General features: G+C 39.4%; 18 protein-coding genes. 6 read left to right on the top strand and 12 right to left on the bottom strand.

The annotated features are described in order from the left end of the window. Window positions 1–16 precede the first annotated feature (16 nt). The 3 genes from ACLPIE_RS11060 to ACLPIE_RS11050 all read right to left on the bottom strand — a co-directional run bounded on the left by ACLPIE_RS11060 (window position 17) and on the right by ACLPIE_RS11050 (window position 2,354). Complete coding sequence (locus tag ACLPIE_RS11060; protein WP_430261677.1) at window positions 17–958, bottom strand: hypothetical protein; 942 nt, start codon at window positions 956–958, stop codon at window positions 17–19. Further along, on the bottom strand, window positions 951–1,628 hold the full coding sequence (locus tag ACLPIE_RS11055) for a hypothetical protein (RefSeq protein ID WP_430261676.1): 678 nt from the start codon (window positions 1,626–1,628) through the stop codon (window positions 951–953). The genes ACLPIE_RS11060 and ACLPIE_RS11055 overlap by 8 nt, the downstream gene beginning before the upstream one ends. Before the next feature lie 108 nt (window positions 1,629–1,736). Continuing rightward, window positions 1,737–2,354: a hypothetical protein gene (locus ACLPIE_RS11050; protein WP_430261675.1), complete on the bottom strand. Its 618-nt coding sequence runs from the start codon at window positions 2,352–2,354 to the stop codon at window positions 1,737–1,739. A 424-nt stretch (window positions 2,355–2,778) separates the two neighbouring features. Here ACLPIE_RS11050 and ACLPIE_RS11045 point away from each other — a divergent pair, with 424 nt between their 5' ends. Together ACLPIE_RS11045 and ACLPIE_RS11040 are read left to right on the top strand one after the other, a co-directional pair. Further along, complete coding sequence (locus tag ACLPIE_RS11045) at window positions 2,779–4,476, top strand: NAD-dependent malic enzyme (RefSeq protein ID WP_430261674.1); 1,698 nt, start codon at window positions 2,779–2,781, stop codon at window positions 4,474–4,476. A gap of 159 nt (window positions 4,477–4,635) precedes the next feature. Continuing rightward, window positions 4,636–5,523 carry a rhomboid family intramembrane serine protease gene (locus tag ACLPIE_RS11040; protein ID WP_430261673.1) on the top strand — a complete coding sequence of 296 codons (888 nt, stop codon included), beginning with the start codon at window positions 4,636–4,638 and terminating at the stop codon, window positions 5,521–5,523. A 55-nt stretch (window positions 5,524–5,578) separates the two neighbouring features. On the opposite strand, the gene ACLPIE_RS11035 is transcribed toward ACLPIE_RS11040, so the two are convergent. From ACLPIE_RS11035 to ACLPIE_RS11015, 5 genes are all read right to left on the bottom strand, one after another. After that, entirely contained in the window at window positions 5,579–6,358 is a 780-nt protein-coding gene (locus ACLPIE_RS11035) for a sulfite exporter TauE/SafE family protein (RefSeq protein WP_430261672.1), read from the bottom strand. Further along, window positions 6,358–7,203, bottom strand: coding sequence for a MurR/RpiR family transcriptional regulator (locus tag ACLPIE_RS11030; protein ID WP_430261671.1), 846 nt, complete (start codon window positions 7,201–7,203; stop codon window positions 6,358–6,360). The genes ACLPIE_RS11035 and ACLPIE_RS11030 overlap by 1 nt, the downstream gene beginning before the upstream one ends. A gap of 15 nt (window positions 7,204–7,218) precedes the next feature. Then, window positions 7,219–8,580, bottom strand: coding sequence for a PTS transporter subunit EIIC (locus ACLPIE_RS11025; RefSeq protein ID WP_430261670.1), 1,362 nt, complete (start codon window positions 8,578–8,580; stop codon window positions 7,219–7,221). A gap of 60 nt (window positions 8,581–8,640) precedes the next feature. Continuing rightward, window positions 8,641–9,558: an N-acetylmuramic acid 6-phosphate etherase gene (gene murQ / locus ACLPIE_RS11020; RefSeq protein WP_430261669.1), complete on the bottom strand. Its 918-nt coding sequence runs from the start codon at window positions 9,556–9,558 to the stop codon at window positions 8,641–8,643. A 183-nt stretch (window positions 9,559–9,741) separates the two neighbouring features. Next, window positions 9,742–10,437 (bottom strand): carbohydrate-binding family 9-like protein, encoded by a 696-nt coding sequence (locus ACLPIE_RS11015; protein ID WP_430261668.1) that lies wholly within the window; start codon window positions 10,435–10,437, stop codon window positions 9,742–9,744. Between the two features lie 376 nt (window positions 10,438–10,813). On the opposite strand from ACLPIE_RS11015, the gene sanA reads away from it, so the two are divergent. Continuing rightward, complete coding sequence (sanA, locus tag ACLPIE_RS11010; protein ID WP_430261667.1) at window positions 10,814–11,518, top strand: outer membrane permeability protein SanA; 705 nt, start codon at window positions 10,814–10,816, stop codon at window positions 11,516–11,518. A 65-nt stretch (window positions 11,519–11,583) separates the two neighbouring features. Here sanA and yeiB read toward each other — a convergent pair whose 3' ends face one another. Next, entirely contained in the window at window positions 11,584–12,723 is a 1,140-nt protein-coding gene (gene yeiB / locus ACLPIE_RS11005; protein ID WP_430261666.1) for a DUF418 domain-containing protein YeiB, read from the bottom strand. Window positions 12,724–12,726: 3 nt separating this feature from the next. Next, window positions 12,727–13,386 (bottom strand): GTP cyclohydrolase I FolE, encoded by a 660-nt coding sequence (gene folE / locus ACLPIE_RS11000; protein ID WP_430261665.1) that lies wholly within the window; start codon window positions 13,384–13,386, stop codon window positions 12,727–12,729. 341 nt (window positions 13,387–13,727) lie between these two features. Here folE and moeA point away from each other — a divergent pair, with 341 nt between their 5' ends. The 3 genes from moeA (at window position 13,728) to ACLPIE_RS10985 (ending at window position 16,234) form a co-directional block, all read left to right on the top strand. Then, entirely contained in the window at window positions 13,728–14,969 is a 1,242-nt protein-coding gene (gene moeA, locus ACLPIE_RS10995; protein WP_430261664.1) for a molybdopterin molybdotransferase MoeA, read from the top strand. 5 nt (window positions 14,970–14,974) lie between these two features. Next, window positions 14,975–15,730: a molybdopterin-synthase adenylyltransferase MoeB gene (gene moeB / locus ACLPIE_RS10990; RefSeq protein WP_430261663.1), complete on the top strand. Its 756-nt coding sequence runs from the start codon at window positions 14,975–14,977 to the stop codon at window positions 15,728–15,730. A 168-nt stretch (window positions 15,731–15,898) separates the two neighbouring features. Further along, complete coding sequence (locus ACLPIE_RS10985) at window positions 15,899–16,234, top strand: zinc ribbon domain-containing protein YjdM (RefSeq protein ID WP_369308295.1); 336 nt, start codon at window positions 15,899–15,901, stop codon at window positions 16,232–16,234. Window positions 16,235–16,435: 201 nt separating this feature from the next. Here ACLPIE_RS10985 and ACLPIE_RS10980 read toward each other — a convergent pair whose 3' ends face one another. Next, a complete protein-coding gene (locus ACLPIE_RS10980; RefSeq protein WP_430261662.1) occupies window positions 16,436–18,034 on the bottom strand; it encodes an ABC-F family ATPase in 1,599 nt (532 codons plus the stop codon). A gap of 300 nt (window positions 18,035–18,334) precedes the next feature. Continuing rightward, a complete protein-coding gene (locus ACLPIE_RS10975; RefSeq protein ID WP_430261661.1) occupies window positions 18,335–18,829 on the bottom strand; it encodes a hypothetical protein in 495 nt (164 codons plus the stop codon). Between the last annotated feature and the right edge of the window lie 57 nt (window positions 18,830–18,886).

Here is an 18,886-nt window from a genome sequence, read left to right as displayed (position 1 = left end):
ATAAATTCAGGTTTTTTTATTTTTTTAAACTCCTCATGTATTCTAATAGCATCATCTTTCTTTGCAACAAACTCATCAGTATAATTATCAACTGACCTTTTTTTCTCCTATTTTCAACATCTACCTCCGAATTTTTTAACATAATTTCATTTTTTAAACTAATCTTATCAGAGTGCAACACTTTATTTTCTTGGAAATCTATCAAATCATACACATTCCCTATTTTAATATTTATTTCATCTTTGTACTTAGCATACTTCATATGTACAGTATATATTAAATCACAAATCTCTTTATCTTTTAAAATTATATCTTTTTGCTCTTCAATTAGCTCACGCCCCCTTTCATACATAAATAAATTATAATTATTTTCCAAATACTTAGCTATAAAAGAATTTTTTTTATCCGTATAACTTTCATAACTATCCAACAGGTAATTTATAGTTTTAAAATAATGCATCACTTGGCCTTTGAAAGAATCACTATAACTTAATTTACTTTCCCAAAAAACCTCTCTTCCTTCTGAACTGAAAAATAACATTGCGATATTAGTATCCCAATATCTAATGAACATATCACTTCTTTTGAAGACATTAACATAATGATTATAGAGTTCCTCACTAAATATATTTATAATGACTTCTTCACCATTGTTGTTTTTTAATTCACGTTCTAAAAAAAACATATACTCTTTAGCTAAATCATACTGAACCTTATATAATTCATATCTTAAGTCCATATAATCTAACTCATAACTATATACATCTAAATCATATCTGAAGCATAGTCGACTCAAAAAACTATGCTCATTATTACTCCCAGGCGCTGTTAATGAATACATGTCCCCCTTATCCGAAAGATATCTATAGAATTCCTCTAAATCCCTTTCATTTAAAATAGACTTCAATCTTGTGATATCATTATAGTTAATTAAAAAACCACTAATCCCATTACTCATAACCTCCCCCCTTAATAAATTTGAATACAAAACCCTTAACTTCACTCATTATATTCCTCCATTGATTGTACTTATCAAAACTAAACTTAACCTCGGCTAGTATTCCTACTTCCAATATTGAAAAACTCATATTGCAACTTAAATATTTATTTTCCAATGGTAACCATAAGCATTCTAAGATAGTAATAACTTCATTTTCACTTTCGAACCAAAAAAAAGCTCTTTTCTTTTTAGGCTCTTCCCTACTATACAACTTTTCTGTTACGTTATAATCATCAAAGTATTCAACATATTGAAGTTCATGTTCATCGTCATAAAAAACTTGCCCCCTCTTTCCTAGATATGATGAATTTAGATAATTATTCATTTTTTGTGTTAATGAATAATCCTTATCTATAATTGGCCTCAATATAATTCTTATCGTTTTTTCATCTATTTCAAAATGGAATTTATTTTTTAAATCAACAATTTTCATATAAGGCCAAGTCGTGGTTAGTGTTAATTCTCTAAAGTTAGCCTCACACCCCTTTTTATTTTTAATAAACCTTGGGTCAAAATAACTATACCCCTCATATTCAGCAAATGGGAAAACATAATTAGCAGGAACTTCAATAACATTGCCATTAAACTTTCCACAGACAAAACCAGGGCGGTTTTCCCCATTGGCCATACAAGAAAATAATAACAATGGTAAAATCAAACTAAAATAATATCTCATCGTAACCAGTACCTTAGTTTTTATACAATATTTAATCATTAGAGCTATATTAATTAAATATTATTTAGCTGCAGATAACACCTTATTCATTCTCTCATACCATGTATTAATAATCATTTTTTGCTTCTTAGTTACCTTTTTTTCCTTTTCTAGCATGACTTTCATCAAAATGTATATTACAGATAATTCATGACCTCTATCTCCTGATGCCTCCATGATTTTTCGCCAATAAAATTCTTTTTCTTTTTCATCTAATACAGAAAATACAACACCTAAAACCCAAGCTTCTTCCGGTATTTTATTACGTAACATAACTAGATAATGTAATTCATCTGCTTCCTTATAAGTCATATCACGCGATACATTTTCACCTGCACTTTGTTTACTAATTTTTCGGTTTAAAACCCCAAGCATTTCTAATGCATGGTCATAATGTATTTTTTCCATCAATTCTTTATTGATAGTTTTTCCTTTCTCATTCATCACCAAATAAAAATAATCGGTTACTACCCGCCCAAAAATTGATGAACCATATTTTTTTTCATAAAAATAACCGTCAACTTCTCTGAGTGTTTCTATTGCATTCAAACCTGCTTTTGATGAACTAAAAACCCCAAAAAACATAATAAAAAATAAAGGAAACAGTCTTATACTTGAAAAAACGTTCACTATCCTCATAGAAAATCCTCAATAAAAATTAAGATACAAAAATAAAATTTAAATTTATATAAATAAAAAACTTGCAGCAACATATGATATTTAAAAATATAATTTTAATTATTGCTATTTATTCGTCAAAGTTTCTAAATAGCCACAATAATAATTCATTAAATTAATTAATAATTAATAGCTATCCATCCAACTTCGTTTGCTGCGAATAGAACAAAACCGGTCATCATTGAGCGAATCGTGATCTATCCTCCGTAATGAGCACACCGCTGACGGCTTTCATTCCCTTTCCCTCTTAAACTCCTTATCATATGCACAATATTTTTCAGTAAATTTTTTAACGCTTTTTTATCATTATTTGCTGTACATATTTGCTATTTAGCTTAGGATCTACCCTGACTTTGTTGATTAATCGTCCGAAGAGTGATATTTCATGGAACATGAATACGAAACAAAACGCCCTCTCTATATCCCCTATGCTGGCCCAATTTTGCTTGAATTTCCTTTACTGAATAAAGGAAGCGCGTTCACCGAAGAAGAACGTGCGAATTTTAACTTACATGGGTTATTGCCTGAACAAGTTGAAACTATTGAAGAACAAGTTGAGCGCGCTTATCGCCAATTAATTGATTTTAAAACAGATATTGATAAGCATATCTATTTAAGAAATATTCAAGATACCAACGAAACCTTATTCTATCGCCTTATAGATGCCCACCTGACAGAAGTCATGCCAATCATCTATACACCAACAGTTGGAGAAGCTTGCGAGCATTTCTCTGATATTTATCGTCGTGCGCGGGGTTTATTTATTTCTTATCCAAACCGTGAATACATCGATGACATGCTACAAAACGCAACCAAGCAGAATGTTAAGGTGATTGTTGTCACTGACGGTGAGCGTATCTTAGGCCTTGGTGACCAAGGTATCGGGGGGATGGGTATTCCTATCGGTAAGCTTTCTTTATATACCGCTTGTGGGGGGATCAGCCCTGCCTATACTTTGCCTATTGTTATTGATGTGGGAACGAATAACCCTCAGCGCCTGAATGACCCTCTGTATATGGGCTGGCGCCACCCACGCATCACTGGTGATGAATATAACCAATTCCTAGATGAATTTGTTCAAGCGGTAAAACGCCGTTGGCCAAATGTTCTGTTGCAGTTTGAAGATTTCGCTCAGAAGAATGCCATGCCATTGTTAAACCGTTACCGCGATGAGCTGTGCTGCTTTAATGATGATATTCAAGGGACTGCATCTGTTGCATTAGGAAGTTTAATTGCCGCAAGCCATGCTGCGGGGAGCAAACTAAGCGACCAACGCGTCACGTTCTTAGGTGCAGGCTCCGCAGGTTGTGGCATCGCTGAACAAATTATCGCACAAATGAAGTCTGAGGGGTTAAGCGACGAAGAAGCTCGTTCGCGCATTTATATGGTTGACCGCTTTGGTTTGTTAACTGATAAACTGCCTAATTTACTCGACTTCCAAGCTAAACTGACCCAAAACAGTGGGAATTTAACTAATTGGGATGTTAACAGTGATTCAATCTCCCTGTTAGATGTGGTGCGTAATGCCAAACCAACCATTTTGATTGGGGTATCGGGTCAAGCAGGTCTATTCACAGAAGAAATCATTAAAGAAATGCACAAACACTGTGAACGTCCTATCGTGATGCCATTGTCTAACCCAACCTCACGAGTTGAAGCGCGTCCTGAAGATATTATTAATTGGACCGATGGTAAAGCATTAGTAGCAACAGGCAGCCCGTTCAGCCCTGTGTCTTACAAAGACCAAGTTTTCCCAATTGCCCAGTGTAATAACTCCTATATCTTCCCAGGTATTGGACTTGGTGTGATTGCATCAGGGGCTAAACGTGTCACTGACGGCATGTTGATGGCAGCAAGCCGTGCATTAGCCAGCTGCTCGCCTCTGGCGAAAAATGGTGAAGGTGCTCTATTGCCTCTGCTTTCCGATATTCAAGATGTTTCCCGTATTATTGCTAAGCAAGTTGCCAAAGAAGCGCAAGTTCAAGGGGTGGCAACAGTCACTTCAGACAGCGCTCTCGATGAAGCCATTGAGCGTAATTTCTGGAAGCCTGAGTACCGTACCTATAAACGTACTTCATTCTAATCACTGAATATTTAAGTAAATAAAGGGCACTTCGGTGCCTTTTTTATTTAAGCGTTAGTTTGAAAATAGCGTAAATGGTGTTAATTAGATAATGGTAAATTGCACCAACACATAAACTTAATTAATATAATAACCATTATCCCTTTATAGGATGTTAAAATGACGGCTGAAATAGCAAAAACACCTAAATTTTCTCTTTGGGCAATGGCTTTAACTCTTTTTATCATTGCTATCAATATTACCGTATATTTTTACCAATTAACCTATGCCGCCCCCCTTGATTCCCAAGAAAATAATTTGTTGTTATTTGGCGCCAATGTCTATCAATTGTCTTTAACAGGGGATTGGTGGCGCTATCCTATGAGTATGGTGTTACATTCAGGAGGTATTCATCTCGCCTTGAATACCTTAGCTTTATTTGTAATTGGTATTGAGTGTGAACGCAATTATGGCAAGTTCAGATATTTGGTTATCTACCTATTTTCAGGTATCGGGGCTGCCTTTTTTAGTGCGTATTGGCAGTATAATGAAAGTATCAAGGAAGCCGCTAATCGAGCGTCAATGAGTTCATGGGGTAGTTTGTATCTCCAAGATAATACGGTTTATATTACGGTCAGTATTGGTGCTTCAGGCGCCATTATGGGGTTAGCAGCCGCTTGCGTTATTGACCTCTTAAAAGCTATCAATAACCCTAACCTATCCATTGAAGAACGTAATCAACTAAAACGTCCTTTGTATAATATTATTGGGATGATTGCCTTAACGTTAGTCAATGGTTTACAGTCAGGTATTGATAATGCAGCACATATTGGTGGTGCGATTTTAGGTGCAATAATCAGTGGCGCATTTGTCCTTGCACCACAATCAACTGCGCGCCTAAAACACCTTTCCAGTTTATTCATCACACTAATTGCTACTGCCGTTCTCGTATTTACAATGTATCAATTTTCGTCATCCGAAGACGAAAACCTCAAGTTTGAACGCCAGTTTATTTATCAAGAAATGGAAAAAGAACTCAGTCATTTAAAAAAATGGGATCTTGAGTAGTTTTAATCGCTTCCTGTTATTCACAGTACAAATATCAGGAAGCAACGCATTAGAATTATGGAAATAGATTTAGAGTCATCATGACGGCACTACAGCTAATTAATAGCAAAGTGATATATTGAAAGGTTCGCTCAGATAAATGCACTAATAAATATTTAGCAATCGGCATCACTATTAATGCTCCCACACACAGTATTAAAGCTAATTTTAAATCGGTATAACCGTCTTGTGCATAGGCTAGAGCCGATGACCCTGATAACACCGTAGTGACAAAAATTGAGGTACCAATTGCCTGTTTTATATTAAGCTCCATATAACGCAGTAACATCGGTAAGACAACTACACCGCCACCAACTCCCGTCGCGCCTAATACAACGCCTGCTAAAATTGCAGGAATAGCCATCGCTTTTAGTTGGTTTGTTTTCACTTGCCCACTTTTTATTTTGTTAGCAAAAAACATTCTTTGAATAAATAAATAGAGCGAGAAAATAATTGCAGCTGCAACAAGAAGGTTAATCCCCCATTCCACTTGCTTTTCATATCTAGGAAGCCCTCCCAGCCACGTCACCAACAAACTCGATAAAAAGGTACTGGGTAACATAATAGCAAGGACTATCATGGCGCCTTTAAATGGAATATTGCCTAATCGAAAATGCATATATGAAGAGGATACTTTCATCAACATAGACAGAAAATTGGCGGTAGCCACTGCCGCTAATGCATTAAGCCCAAAAAAATAGGTTAAGATGGGTAAAACAATAACCCCCCCACCGACGCCTGTTGTGCTGATAATCAGCCCAATGAGTGCCCCTATTGCTAACTCCGTTACAATCATTATCTCTTGCCTTGTATCAGTGCTCGCCGCCCTTTTTGCAATGCAGTATCTGCATCGCTATCTGCTAACGTCAGGTATTTAAAAAACAACGTATCAAAAATAATCATCTGCAATACTTGGGGAGTAATAACCCCTAATTGAGTATGCTGTTCGTCATAAAAATAAGGCAAAGTCAGGTCAGCTAATTTAGCCGCCTCATCTTGTCCAAAACGCGTTAACGTAACCGTTGTGCAGCCTGACTCCTTCGCTGCTCGCAACATATTGTTGATCTCTTGGGTATTACCACGAGCCGTTACCGCAATGGCTAAATCATCAGGACTCAGATTAGCTGAATAACTCAGTTGCACATGTAAATCATAACTGAACAATGTATGTTTATTAATACGAATTAATTTATGAAAAATATCACTGGCAACAATGGCTGAAGAGCCGATCCCAAATAAAACAATGCGCTTTGCATTCTTCATTTTCTGTGCAACATCATCCACCACGAGTGGGTCTAGCAAGTCTAGCGATTTTTCAATGGTTGAGATAAACATCTGCCCCGTTTTGGCAATAATTTGAGCCGTTTCATCATTGCGACTCAAATTGCCATATAAGCTTTCTGCTTTATGCTGTTTCTCATCGGATAAATAATCAACTTTAAATTCAGGATAGCCACGGTAACCCATTTGGCGTGAAAAGCGGATGACCGATGCACTACTTACCCCTGCGGCTTGCGCTAATTCTGCTGCATTCATTGCAATCAAACTCTCACGATTATCCAGCAAAAACGTTGCAATACGCTGTTCGGTGCCTTTACCTCTAGTCTGTAAGCTTTCCAGTTTTACCGTCAGTGTCGACATGGCTATTCCTTCTAATTATTTTTCTGGATCAGTGAAGCCTATTATCATACTGGCAATGAATCCGACAATCCATGCGCCTGCAACCGCAATCAGAAAATCCAATATTTGGCCATCACCGACCAATGGAATTAATGATAAGCCTGCTGTTCCGAATGGAATAATAATCCCAACATGGAAGAAGGCCATTAATGCGCCACCCGCAGCACCACCAATACAACCTGCGATGAATGGTTTACCTAATGGTAATGACACACCGAATAGCAATGGCTCACCCACACCAAAGATCCCCACAGGCAATGCACCTACTAATGTCTTTTTCAAACGTGGATTTTTGGTTTTTAAATAGACCCAGAAACAAGAACCTACCTGCCCCATTCCGCCCATCGCTAAGATTGGAAATAAATAATTCAGGCCAAAAGTTTGTAAGATTTCCGCATGAATGGGGATCAAACCTTGGTGCAAACCTGTTAAGAGTAAGAATAAGAAGCTACCCCCTAAGATCCCACCAGTAGCCACGGCACCGCCACCACTATTTAACAGTGCAACAGAAACCCCTTGCGCCAAAATTTGGTTTAAGTAATACCCCGCAGGTTGGAATACGATGATCGCGACCATGGCAGACACTAAAATGGTCACAAAGGGCGTTACGATCAAATCCAAACTTTCTTTAATGATGCTTCTAAACCACACTTCGAATTTTGAAGAAAAGACGACCACCATCAAGACGGCAAAGATCCCGCCACTATTTGGCTGCAACTTTTCGCCAAATAAGGTGATATCCGCAAGCCCCGGCATCGAAAGTAGCCCTGCCATTACGGCACCAATTGATGTCGATGCGCCTAACTCTTTAGCTGTATTCACCCCAATCATAATGGAGAGGTAGGCAAAGACAGCGCTACCGATTAGCTTTAATAATTTGAATAACTCAGGGAATTGGTCGACAACACCCTGTGCAACCAAGCGAACAATATTGATCAGCCCCATAATAAGACCGCAACCAATCAGTGCAGGAATAGTAGGAACAAATATAGCCGCTAAGGTATTCAACGTACGGCGGATAGAGAAGCCTTTTTTCGCTGCGGGCTCGCTCGTTTCTGTTGTTGCAGATGCGCTACCTTGCATGCGTTTATTCATGACTGAAAACACTTTTGCCGCAGTGCCCATCCCCACAATGACTTGCTGTTGTTCACCATTAAATACTACGCCTTTTACCCCCTCAATTTGTTTCAAGGCATCGGCATCGAATTTACTGTTATCTTTTAAAACTAAGCGAATACGAGTCATACAGTGAGTTAATGTTGCTACATTCTCAAAACCGCCCGCGTATTTTTCTATTTCTCTGGCGAGTACTTCCAGATGTTCTATCTTATTAGCCATATTATTCCCCCGGTGTTGGTTAAGCTATTTGCTAGCTCTCCTTCACGCAATCCCCATTTATTAACGGTGTGTGTCTAACATACTATCCAGTGTGGTATTTGGATGCTGTTGAACCATGTCCGTCGCTTGCTGTGCGTTTATTTGTAATTCATACATTAAAATTGCGCGTCGTGGGTGATAATCCACTTGCGCCAATAATTCCGCTGCTATTTGCGTATCAATACCGCAAACTTCACTGACAATACGTTCTGCTCGGCGTCTTAATTTAATATTACTCGCAACCACATCTATCATTAAATTGGTATGAATACGGCCTAAACGCCCCATAACACAGGTGCTCAACATGCCTAGGATCATTTTTTGTGCCGTACCACTTTTCATGCGAGTTGAACCCGATAAAACTTCAGGGCCAACATCCGGTGCAATGGAAAGCTGGGCAACCTCACTCAGTAGCCCACGCCCGCGCGTTGTAATCGCGACCGTTAATGCCCCTATTTCATTCGCATATTCGATACCTGCTAATGTAAAGGGAGTACGGCCACTGGCCGCGATCCCCACTAGCACATCTTTTTTACAAAACTGGCGCTTTTTCAGTTCATCGATTGCGGCATCTGTTGAATCCTCAATATTTTCAACGGCTTTCAACATTGCCTCTTGTCCACCAGCAATAATGGATTGCACCATATCAGGTGAGGTTCCAAATGTAGGCGGACATTCCGCACTATCTAATACTGCCAGTCGCCCACTCGTTCCTGCCCCGATATAAAATAAACGTCCACCTTGTTTTAAGCACTCAGCAATGGCATCAACCGCTTGTGCAATAGCGGGTAAAATATGCTCAATCGCCCCTGCAACTGTGCTATCAGCTTGGTTAATCGCTGTGACCATCGATAATGTCTCCAAACGCGAAAACTGGATGGTTTCCTGATTGAATTCATTTTGTAGGCAATCACTCAAAGTACTTTCGGCTAGAGACATTGAAACGTCCTTTTTGAAATTTAATTTCATCAAAAATTACTACAAATGAATTTTTATTTCAATTTAAACGGCAATTAATAGACCAACTAAGTTGATGATTATGATCTTTCTCACAATTAATTTATCGAAGTCCTGAATATTTGAGAGGCAAAAACCAGTGACTTAACGCCACCGGATGCAGTGCTATTTAACAAATTTACATGTACCAAATGCGGATGGAATATGAAAATCAGGTTTAACAGAGTCAGGTTTGATCCAGCTAATCCACTTACGAACTTGCTTAGGCTCACCCGCGCTGAATTCACCGCGTAATATCGCGCACATTAGAGTTTGCTTGTCTTTGTCTTGCCATAAATTTAATTTGCTAAATTCATCAAGGTCAATTTTCCCTGTAAGCACATAACCAGTTGGCGTTATTTCACCAACCGTTTGCAGTGTTTCCCAATTCCAACTTGGGTCCACTTCACGATAGAAATTGGCTTTCGCGTCAAAAATGCGTCCTTTCGGGTCCATTTCCGCAGTGTAATACGGTTTAAGTTCAGGGCTAGTCGCAAAAAATAGCTCTACTCGATCTGAATCTAACACCGCTTGGTCTTTATCTGGATCATCGCCTAACTGGATGTCTTTATCATCCGCAATAAAGCGGAAATATAAAGCATCATCACTCCATAATGCGCGAAAATCGGTTTTAGGTGGCGCTTCTTTTTCCCATGGATATGTAAAGTCAGTCAGTACTTCCGCTTTTTCCCATACTTCAGCACTTTTAGTTGCATCATTGAGCGATTTAAACTGATCGGTATGATTAATTTGGTACTCTTTCGCCGCCACGCTTGCACTAAGTAGCATGGCACTGGCTGTGAATAATGTGGTTAGTTTCATATTTTCCTCACGTATCAGATAAGCATATTATTAATAGCTATTTTTGATGCAGTTTTACTCAAAAAGAAATTAAATTTCACAATAAAAAATAAATATAGAATTAAAATTTCATAATAAATAGCTTGATTGTGAAAAAACTGTGGCTCTGTGAAGCAGCTCACTTTTTGATAGGTGGGCGTACTATTTTTCATCCTAACTCTGATTACTTTGCATTCAAAAATTAGCTTTAATATTCGTCAACTTTAAACGAAGAACTAACATTGACATGACTTTACGTTACGCGACTTGCGTCACTAATTTAACTCAAGTAGCCTAGAAGAAGACATAGTTAAGGCAAATAATCTCGAATGATGACACTTTATTATCAAGGCAGGACATGAGGAAACGTCTGTTTTTTGGTCTTATTATTTTTGCAGGGATCGCATTTATGACCATTATATTGCTTGATCGCTGGATAAGTTGGGATACGGCCCCCTATATCTATGAAGATGTAGAGAATTTACCTGCTCGCGATGTTGGTATGGTGCTCGGCACATCCAAATACTATGCTTCCGGGGCTAACAACCTCTATTATTCTTATCGTATCAAAGGTGCAGCAGAAGCCTATCATAGTGGAAAAGTGAAATACTTATTGCTCAGTGGGGATAATGGAGCTCATAACTACAATGAACCTATCAATATGCGCAAGGACTTAATTAAAGCAGGGGTTCCTGCCTCTAAAATTGTCCTCGATTTTGCAGGCTTTAGAACACTAGACTCAGTTGTACGTACAAAAAAAGTCTTCGATACCGATAATTTCACCATTATTACCCAACGCTTTCACTGTGAACGCGCAGTTTTTATCGCTAAACATAAAGGGATTGATGCCCAGTGCCTAGCGGTACCTACACCATCAAGGATGTTTAGAGTCAGAATACGTGAAGCATTCGCACGTTTAGGGGCACTTGCAGATCTGTATATTCTTAAACGCGAGCCCAAATTTTTAGGTGAGCAAGAATCCATCCCTGCACCAATAAAAATGCCAGAGGGTATTAAAGGTTATCCGGCTGTGTCGCCAGATGAAGTGAATAAGCTAAATTAACTTGCTTATATAAATGGGTGAAGATACACCATTCACCCATTCTATTACTGACGACCATCATTATATTAGCGGTACAACTTATCCGTGAGTTTTCGCCAGACCCACTCAAGTGGCCCTTGCTGAAATAATTGCAACCAATAATAGGAAAACAACAGATTCACCAGCCAAATAATGGGAATAAAGATTAGTAATTCTGATCGAGTAAATTGGTTAAAGTAGCCTAATTGATAAAACACGGTAGTGCAGATTAAGGTTTGTAAAATATAGTTACTCAGTGCCATCCGGCCAACATTTTGTAACCAACCTAATGCTTGGCTGTATTGAATTTTATCCCAAAATCCATACACCAACGCAATATACCCCAACGCCTGAAAAGGAATCGCAAGCTCATTAATAATATAGCCAACAATTGAGGTGGAAAAATAGCTCCAATGATATTGGCTCTGGATATATAAGGCTATTATTTGTACTGCTAAGGCAGGGACGATAAACACCACTGCGATTTTACGATAATGTTGTGGGCTAAATTGCCCACTTAACCAACCATTTTTAATAAGCAAAGAGCCAATTATCATTAAACTTAATAGCTGCCAGCCATACTGGATCACTAACATTTCAACCATACCCAACATTTCTGTGGTGCGATAAATAATACCGTTTATTCCACCCGACACTTTGATTATTTGCTCATCGTTAATTTGCTGCTCTGAAAGTTGCCAAAACTGACTGGGGTCAACCATACTCCCAAGCACAAATAAAATGACTAAACCAACCAAGTAAATCGTAATAGAAAGAGCCAACAACGTGCGGTTACTGTAATGTTCCAATAAATAAACAGCGACCAGCCCCGTTAGCGCATAGGCAAGCAGAATATCACCATCCCAAAAAGCGACGCTGTGCAGAACACCAAAAATGGCTAAGATAAACAGCCGACAATGATTCCAACGCAACGTTCGCTGCTGTAATAGCGCTAAAGTTGCCCCAAATAAAATGGAAAAAATCGCCAGTACTTTTCCTTGGAATAGCACATTAAAGCCAATCCAAATATTAGCATCCAAGGCAGAGACATTAAGTGTGTAATAAGGATTAAGGTAAGCCGATTGTGGCAAAGCAAAACCAAAGATATTCATCAAAAAAATACCTAATATTGCCATGCCACGTACAGCGTCAAGCTGCGCAATACGCTTTGACGACGTGGTTGTCATAAATTACAAATGACGAACAGCACGTAAAAACTCTTGTCGTGTATTTTGACTCGACTTAAATAACCCCCCTAAAGAAGTCGTCGTCGTAGCGCTAGTTGCATCTCGAATACCGCGCGCTTTTACGCAATAATGGACGGCATCAATACTAACGGCAACATTGGTTGTCCCTAGTAATGCTTGCAGTGCAACTAAAATTTGCTGTGTCAGGCGTTCCTGCACTTGTGGTCGCTGGGAGAAAAATTGCACAATACGGTTAATTTTAGATAAACCAATGACTTTATCTTTAGGGATATAAGCCACGATAGCTTTACCATCAATCGTCACAAAATGATGTTCACAGGTGCTGGTTAGCGTGATATCCCGTACTGTCACCATTTCATCTACTTTCATTTTATTTTCAATTAATGTGATTTTTGGGAAATTAGCATAGTCTAAGCCTGAAAAAATCTCATCAACATACATTTTAGCAATACGCCGCGGGGTATCCGCTAAGCTATCGTCTGATAGGTCAAGATTCAGTAGCTTCATGATCTCTGTCATGTGCCCTTCAATCAGCTGCTTACGTTCTTCGCCAGATGTCGGCTGGATGCGCAAAGGGGTTTCTAAGCCTCTAGCTTCTAAAGCGGCATGAACTAATTCGGCCTCTTTACTTAGAGATGACATGTGATCCTCCACAAATGGTGTAACTATTTTTATAAAAATGCAGGTGTCGCAGTACTCTAAAACAGCAGGTACAGATAATCCAGCACTACCTTGGCAATTCGTGTGAAAAATTCGCATCTATAAAGACAATTTTATTCACGATACCTATTTGTCCATTAAAAGGTCTTCCCCATTTGTGCAGCCCACAGCCTATAAAACCATAGTCAAACCCGATAAATCTGACCAAAAGCTATCTGTAATCAATTTCTATTCATTCACCCATTCGGGGATTTCTGCCATAATATGCATTACGAACACATTTTAAGCCTCAAGGCATATAACAATAATGAGGGTCATTATTTATGGATCAGTGTCATACTAACGATTTGATTTCTCTAGAGCTTGCATTAGAAAAACTACTCTCTAACACGAAAATAGTGACAAGCACTGAGATCATTCCACTGACCAGTTCAGCACAACGCATTATCGCCACTGACCTGATTTCCCCAATCAACGTTCCCCCATTCGACAATTCCGCTATGGATGGATACGGCCTACGCTTCGCTGATTGGGATGGTAAAACGCCGATGCCAGTCGCAGGTAAATCCTTCGCAGGTAACCCTATGGAGGGCGAACTTAAAGCAGGTTGCTGCGTCCGCATTATGACTGGAGCCCCTATTCCACAAGGTGTTGATACCGTTGTCATGCAAGAGTCCACTGAGCAAACTGAGCAAGGTATACGATTCACTCACCCCATTATAAAAGGTAGCAATGTCCGTAAAGCGGGGGAAGATATCGCCCAAGGCAGCCCAGTGTTCCCTGCTGGAACCTTACTTACAACTGCTCAACTTCCTTTAATTGCTTCATTAGGCATTTCAGAAGTCACCGTGTATCGCCGTCTAAAAGTGGCTGTTTTCTCTACCGGTGATGAGCTGCAAGCGGTTGGCCACCCACTAGCTGATGGGCAAATTTATGATACTAACCGCTTTACCGTTCGCCTGATGCTTGAAAAGCTTAACTGTGAAGTATTAGATTTAGGCGTGCTCCCCGACTCTCCTGAAAAGCTCAAGCAAACATTTATTGAAGCCGACCAGCAAGCCGACTTAGTGATCAGCAGTGGAGGCGTTTCTGTTGGGGAAGCGGACTATACTAAGCAGATCCTTGATGAAATTGGCACTATTGGCTTTTGGAAATTGGCAATTAAACCGGGTAAACCCTTTGCTTTCGGCCAATTGAGTTCTTCATGGTTTTGTGGACTACCGGGTAACCCAGTTTCTGCCGCATTAACGTTTTATCAGCTCGTGCAACCACTCATCGCCCGTCTTTCAGGTCACAGCCAATGGCGCGCACCACAGCGTTTTAAAGTGCCTGTCACCACACCATTGAAGAAAACACCGGGTCGCCTTGATTTCCAACGCGGTATTTTAACGACGAATGACCAAGGCCAATTGCAGGTCGCCACAACAGGGCACCAAGGATCACATGTGTTTAGCTCATTTAGCTTAGCCAACTGCTTTATCGTATTAGAAAGAGAACGCGGCCGTGTCGATGCAGGTGAGATGGTTGAAGTTGAAATGTTTAACTATTTATTGAAAAGCGAATAATCACCGTGCAAGAACTTACTGATGAAGAAATGCTGCGCTACAACCGCCAAATCATTCTACGTGGGTTTGATTTTGACGGACAAGAAAAACTGAAAGCCAGTAAGGTGCTTGTTATCGGCCTTGGTGGATTAGGTTGCGCGGCAACTCAGTACCTTGCTGCTGCCGGTGTGGGTTATCTAACACTTGTTGATTTTGATACTGTGTCATTATCGAACCTACAACGGCAAATTTTGCATCGCGATGCCACTATTGGTGAGCCTAAAGTCGATTCCGCTAAAGCGCAGCTTTGTGCTATCAATCCCCATATTCATATTGATACCGTTAATGCGCAATTAGATGATCAGCAATTTGATAAATTAATTGTTCATCATGATGTGATAGTAGACTGTACCGATAACGTGGCAATACGCGAGCAATTGAACCGATTATGTTTGCCCCATAAAAAACCGTTAGTTTCCGGAGCTGCAATTCGTATGGAGGGGCAACTGTCTGTTTTTACTTACCAAGACGATACGCCTTGCTACCACTGCTTGAGCCGTTTATTTGGTGAAAATAGCCTGACTTGTGTTGAAGCTGGCGTGATGTCCCCTTTAGTCGGTACGATTGGGACTTTAGAAGCTATGGAAACCATTAAATTATTAACCAACTATGGCAAGGTAAATTCGGGGAAAGTGTTGTTATTTGATGCGATGAGTATGGATTTTCGGCAATTCAAACTGAGTAAAGACCCACTCTGTGAAGTCTGCTCTAAAAATCAATAAGTACATTTACTCGTTAGGCGGAATTCTCCGCCTTTCATCTTAAAAATTAAGAATAATCCGAAAAAATATTTTTTTTGCCCTTTCACCTTATACTATCTCTCTTTTGCGGCACCAACGAGTAAAACTGTTACGGCCGTTTATTTTTGATTTGTTACTGAGAGTATAAATATGCAATTCCCTCCTTGCCCTAAATGTCAGTCTGAATACACCTATACTGATAACGATATGTATATTTGCCCTGAATGTGCGCATGAATGGAACGATGCCGAGCCGGTTGCTGATATTGACGAATTAATTGTTAAAGATGCCAACGGCAATCTTTTAGCTGATGGTGACACGGTGACTGTCATTAAAGATCTAAAAGTCAAAGGCAGCTCATCAATGCTAAAAATCGGTACCCGTGTAAAAGGCATTCGCTTAGTCGAAGGTGACCACAATATCGATTGTAAAATTGACGGTTTTGGCCAAATGAAGCTGAAATCTGAGTTTGTGAAAAAGAACTAAGTCAATACAAAAACACCAAGATAAAAGCTCCTACACTTGGGAGTTTTTATCTTTGACTTTCCCCCTAATTTCCCCTCCCTCACCCTAGTTCCTCGCTTAACTTCAAAAATAGCGCATCACTGAATGAAAAAACACCCAATAGAGGCTATCAGGTGTTTAGAGATGAAAAGTACTTTAATTTATCGCTAGATAAAATAATGATTAAATAACCACGCCTTGGCTTGTCAGGTACTCGTCATAAGTTCCTTTAAAATCAATCACTTTATCTTCTTTTATTTCTAAAATACGGCTAGCCAATGAACTCACAAACTCACGGTCATGAGAAACAAAGATCAGCGTACCTTTATACAGTTCAAGGGCTAAGTTCAATGACTCAATGGATTCCATATCCAAGTGGTTGGTTGGCTCATCCATAATCAAAATATTTGGCTGTTGCATCATTAACTTACCAAATAACATACGTCCTTGCTCACCACCAGACAATACTTTAACTTTTTTCTTAATGTCATCTTGCGAGAACAATAAACGACCTAAAATACTGCGTACAGCTTGCTCGTCATCCCCTTCATTTTTCCACTGACTCATCCAGTCGAAAACATTTAGGTCAGTTTCAAAATCTTCTGCATGATCTTGGGCATAGTAACCAATACTGCTATTTTCTGACCACTTGACCATACCGCTTGTCGCAGGGTGCTCACCCATCAAGGTTTTTAAGAAGGTGGTCTTACCGATACCATTAGCACCAATAACCGCCATTTTCTCACCGACTTCAAGCAGCAAGTTCACATTTTTAAACAGGAGGTTTTGATCATAACCGTTCGCAACGCCTTCCAGCTCAAGCGCATTACGGAACAATTTTTTCTCTTGTTCAAAACGAATGAATGGGTTTTGACGGCTAGACGCTTTCACTTCATCAAGCTGAATTTTATCAATTTGACGAGCACGAGAAGTGGCTTGTTTCGATTTAGATGCGTTAGCACTAAAGCGACTAACGAATGATTGTAGCTCAGCGATTTGCGCTTTTTTCTTTGCATTATCAGCAAGTAAACGCTCGCGCGCTTGCGTTGCCGCAATCATATACTCATCATAGTTACCCGTGAATAAACGTAATTCACCGTAATCTAAATCTGCCATATGCGTACATACGGTATTTAAGAAGTGCCTATCATGGGAAATAATGATCATGGTACAGTTACGATCGTTTAAAACTTGTTCTAACCAACGAATGGTATCAATATCCAAGTTGTTCGTCGGTTCATCAAGTAACAGAATATCAGGATCAGAAAATAAGGCTTGAGCTAACAGTACTCGTAGTTTCCAACCAGGAGCGACTTCACTCATCGGCCCATAATGTTGCTCAACAGGAATACCAACACCAAGCAATAATTCACCAGCTCGCGCTTCTGCACTGTAGCCATCCATTTCACCATAAGCGACTTCTAAGTCAGCAACACGGTAACCGTCTTCTTCGCTCATCTCGGGTAATGCATAAATTCTGTCGCGTTCTTGTTTTACGTTCCACAATTCAATATGGCCCATAATCACGGTGTCTAGTACTGTGTATTCTTCAAATGCGAATTGGTCTTGGCGCAGCTTACCAATACGTTCATTCGGATCAGTGGTGCTGACATTCCCCGCTGTTGGGGTTAAATCACCACCTAATATTTTCATAAACGTCGATTTACCCGCCCCATTCGCACCGATTAAACCATAACGGTTACCAGTTCCAAATTTGACTGAAATGTTTTCAAACAGAGGCTTACTGCCAAACTGCATGGTGATATTATTCGTTGTTAACACTGCGATGCCTTTAATTAAACGGTGTAGAATTACCTAGTCTTCAATATTGTTCATAACTTGCAAGGCGAAATAATCAAAAGTCATTTGAATAACAATTCCACCCTTTGTATATGCCACTTGCTACACGACTGGTATAAATAGCCGCGTATTATGCCATATTAAGATGCTTAGATCTTGTGCTGTTTTGTATGAGGAATGGAATAATTGCCGATGTTCGAGAGGTATTAATTCGATTAGCTAAGGTAATAGCGAAAACCCTACCATTGCATTTAGCTTCAACTTGGTAGGGCTTTGTTTTTATTATGGCGTAAATGTCACTACTGCAATTGGACTTCGAGTGGTCGTTGTTGTGACCCAGATACTGGTGTTGCCGGTGGCTGTTTTAGCTCTTTCACTCGTTTTATCACAAGAAATACTGTCTTCACATTTTTGCTTGATATTGCTCAGTATTTCTTTATCAAAGCCATTGTTCAATAAAAAGTCGGCCTCATAATTGAGCTTTTGTTTGAAATTTTCAAAGCTCGGGTTTTGTCCATCTGTGCCCGCAAAGACAGAAACCGCCTCAACAAGCTTGTCATTATCAAATTTGAGCTCATTAGAAAATGACCATGTGTTAAAGGGTTTTTGATTATCAAACGTACAAATGGCCGTGCTATCTTTTTTCTCACATTTGCCATTTTTGATAAAGCTAACACTGTCCATCGTTTGCCCCCATTTTAAACCAAATGGAGCATCCGGTTTACTATCACAACCGTATAGCACTAATAGTGTGGCAATTAATAATATCTTTTTCATTCCACCCTCACATGAATTCATTTACTATTATTTGGGCGATGAAACCCCAGTTTAACA

This window comes from Providencia sp. Me31A, assembly GCF_050487165.1.
Lineage (GTDB): Bacteria > Pseudomonadota > Gammaproteobacteria > Enterobacterales > Enterobacteriaceae > Providencia.
The sequence above is the reverse complement of the archived record's forward strand: the minus strand, read 5'-3'. Positions and strand labels throughout refer to the sequence as shown.

What these genes read in the sequence shown, in the direction of transcription:
- ACLPIE_RS11060 (WP_430261677.1), bottom strand. Translation starts at nt 958, where the DNA reads ATGAGTAATGGGATTAGTGGTTTTTTAATTAACTATAATGATATCACA.
- ACLPIE_RS11055 (WP_430261676.1), bottom strand. Translation starts at nt 1,628, where the DNA reads ATGGCCAATGGGGAAAACCGCCCTGGTTTTGTCTGTGGAAAGTTTAAT.
- ACLPIE_RS11050 (WP_430261675.1), bottom strand. Translation starts at nt 2,354, where the DNA reads ATGAGGATAGTGAACGTTTTTTCAAGTATAAGACTGTTTCCTTTATTT.
- ACLPIE_RS11045 (WP_430261674.1), top strand. Translation starts at nt 2,779, where the DNA reads ATGGAACATGAATACGAAACAAAACGCCCTCTCTATATCCCCTATGCT.
- ACLPIE_RS11040 (WP_430261673.1), top strand. Translation starts at nt 4,636, where the DNA reads ATGACGGCTGAAATAGCAAAAACACCTAAATTTTCTCTTTGGGCAATG.
- ACLPIE_RS11035 (WP_430261672.1), bottom strand. Translation starts at nt 6,358, where the DNA reads ATGATTGTAACGGAGTTAGCAATAGGGGCACTCATTGGGCTGATTATC.
- ACLPIE_RS11030 (WP_430261671.1), bottom strand. Translation starts at nt 7,203, where the DNA reads ATGTCGACACTGACGGTAAAACTGGAAAGCTTACAGACTAGAGGTAAA.
- ACLPIE_RS11025 (WP_430261670.1), bottom strand. Translation starts at nt 8,580, where the DNA reads ATGGCTAATAAGATAGAACATCTGGAAGTACTCGCCAGAGAAATAGAA.
- murQ (WP_430261669.1), bottom strand. Translation starts at nt 9,558, where the DNA reads ATGTCTCTAGCCGAAAGTACTTTGAGTGATTGCCTACAAAATGAATTC.
- ACLPIE_RS11015 (WP_430261668.1), bottom strand. Translation starts at nt 10,437, where the DNA reads ATGAAACTAACCACATTATTCACAGCCAGTGCCATGCTACTTAGTGCA.
- sanA (WP_430261667.1), top strand. Translation starts at nt 10,814, where the DNA reads ATGAGGAAACGTCTGTTTTTTGGTCTTATTATTTTTGCAGGGATCGCA.
- yeiB (WP_430261666.1), bottom strand. Translation starts at nt 12,723, where the DNA reads ATGACAACCACGTCGTCAAAGCGTATTGCGCAGCTTGACGCTGTACGT.
- folE (WP_430261665.1), bottom strand. Translation starts at nt 13,386, where the DNA reads ATGTCATCTCTAAGTAAAGAGGCCGAATTAGTTCATGCCGCTTTAGAA.
- moeA (WP_430261664.1), top strand. Translation starts at nt 13,728, where the DNA reads ATGGATCAGTGTCATACTAACGATTTGATTTCTCTAGAGCTTGCATTA.
- ACLPIE_RS10985 (WP_369308295.1), top strand. Translation starts at nt 15,899, where the DNA reads ATGCAATTCCCTCCTTGCCCTAAATGTCAGTCTGAATACACCTATACT.
- ACLPIE_RS10975 (WP_430261661.1), bottom strand. Translation starts at nt 18,829, where the DNA reads ATGAAAAAGATATTATTAATTGCCACACTATTAGTGCTATACGGTTGT.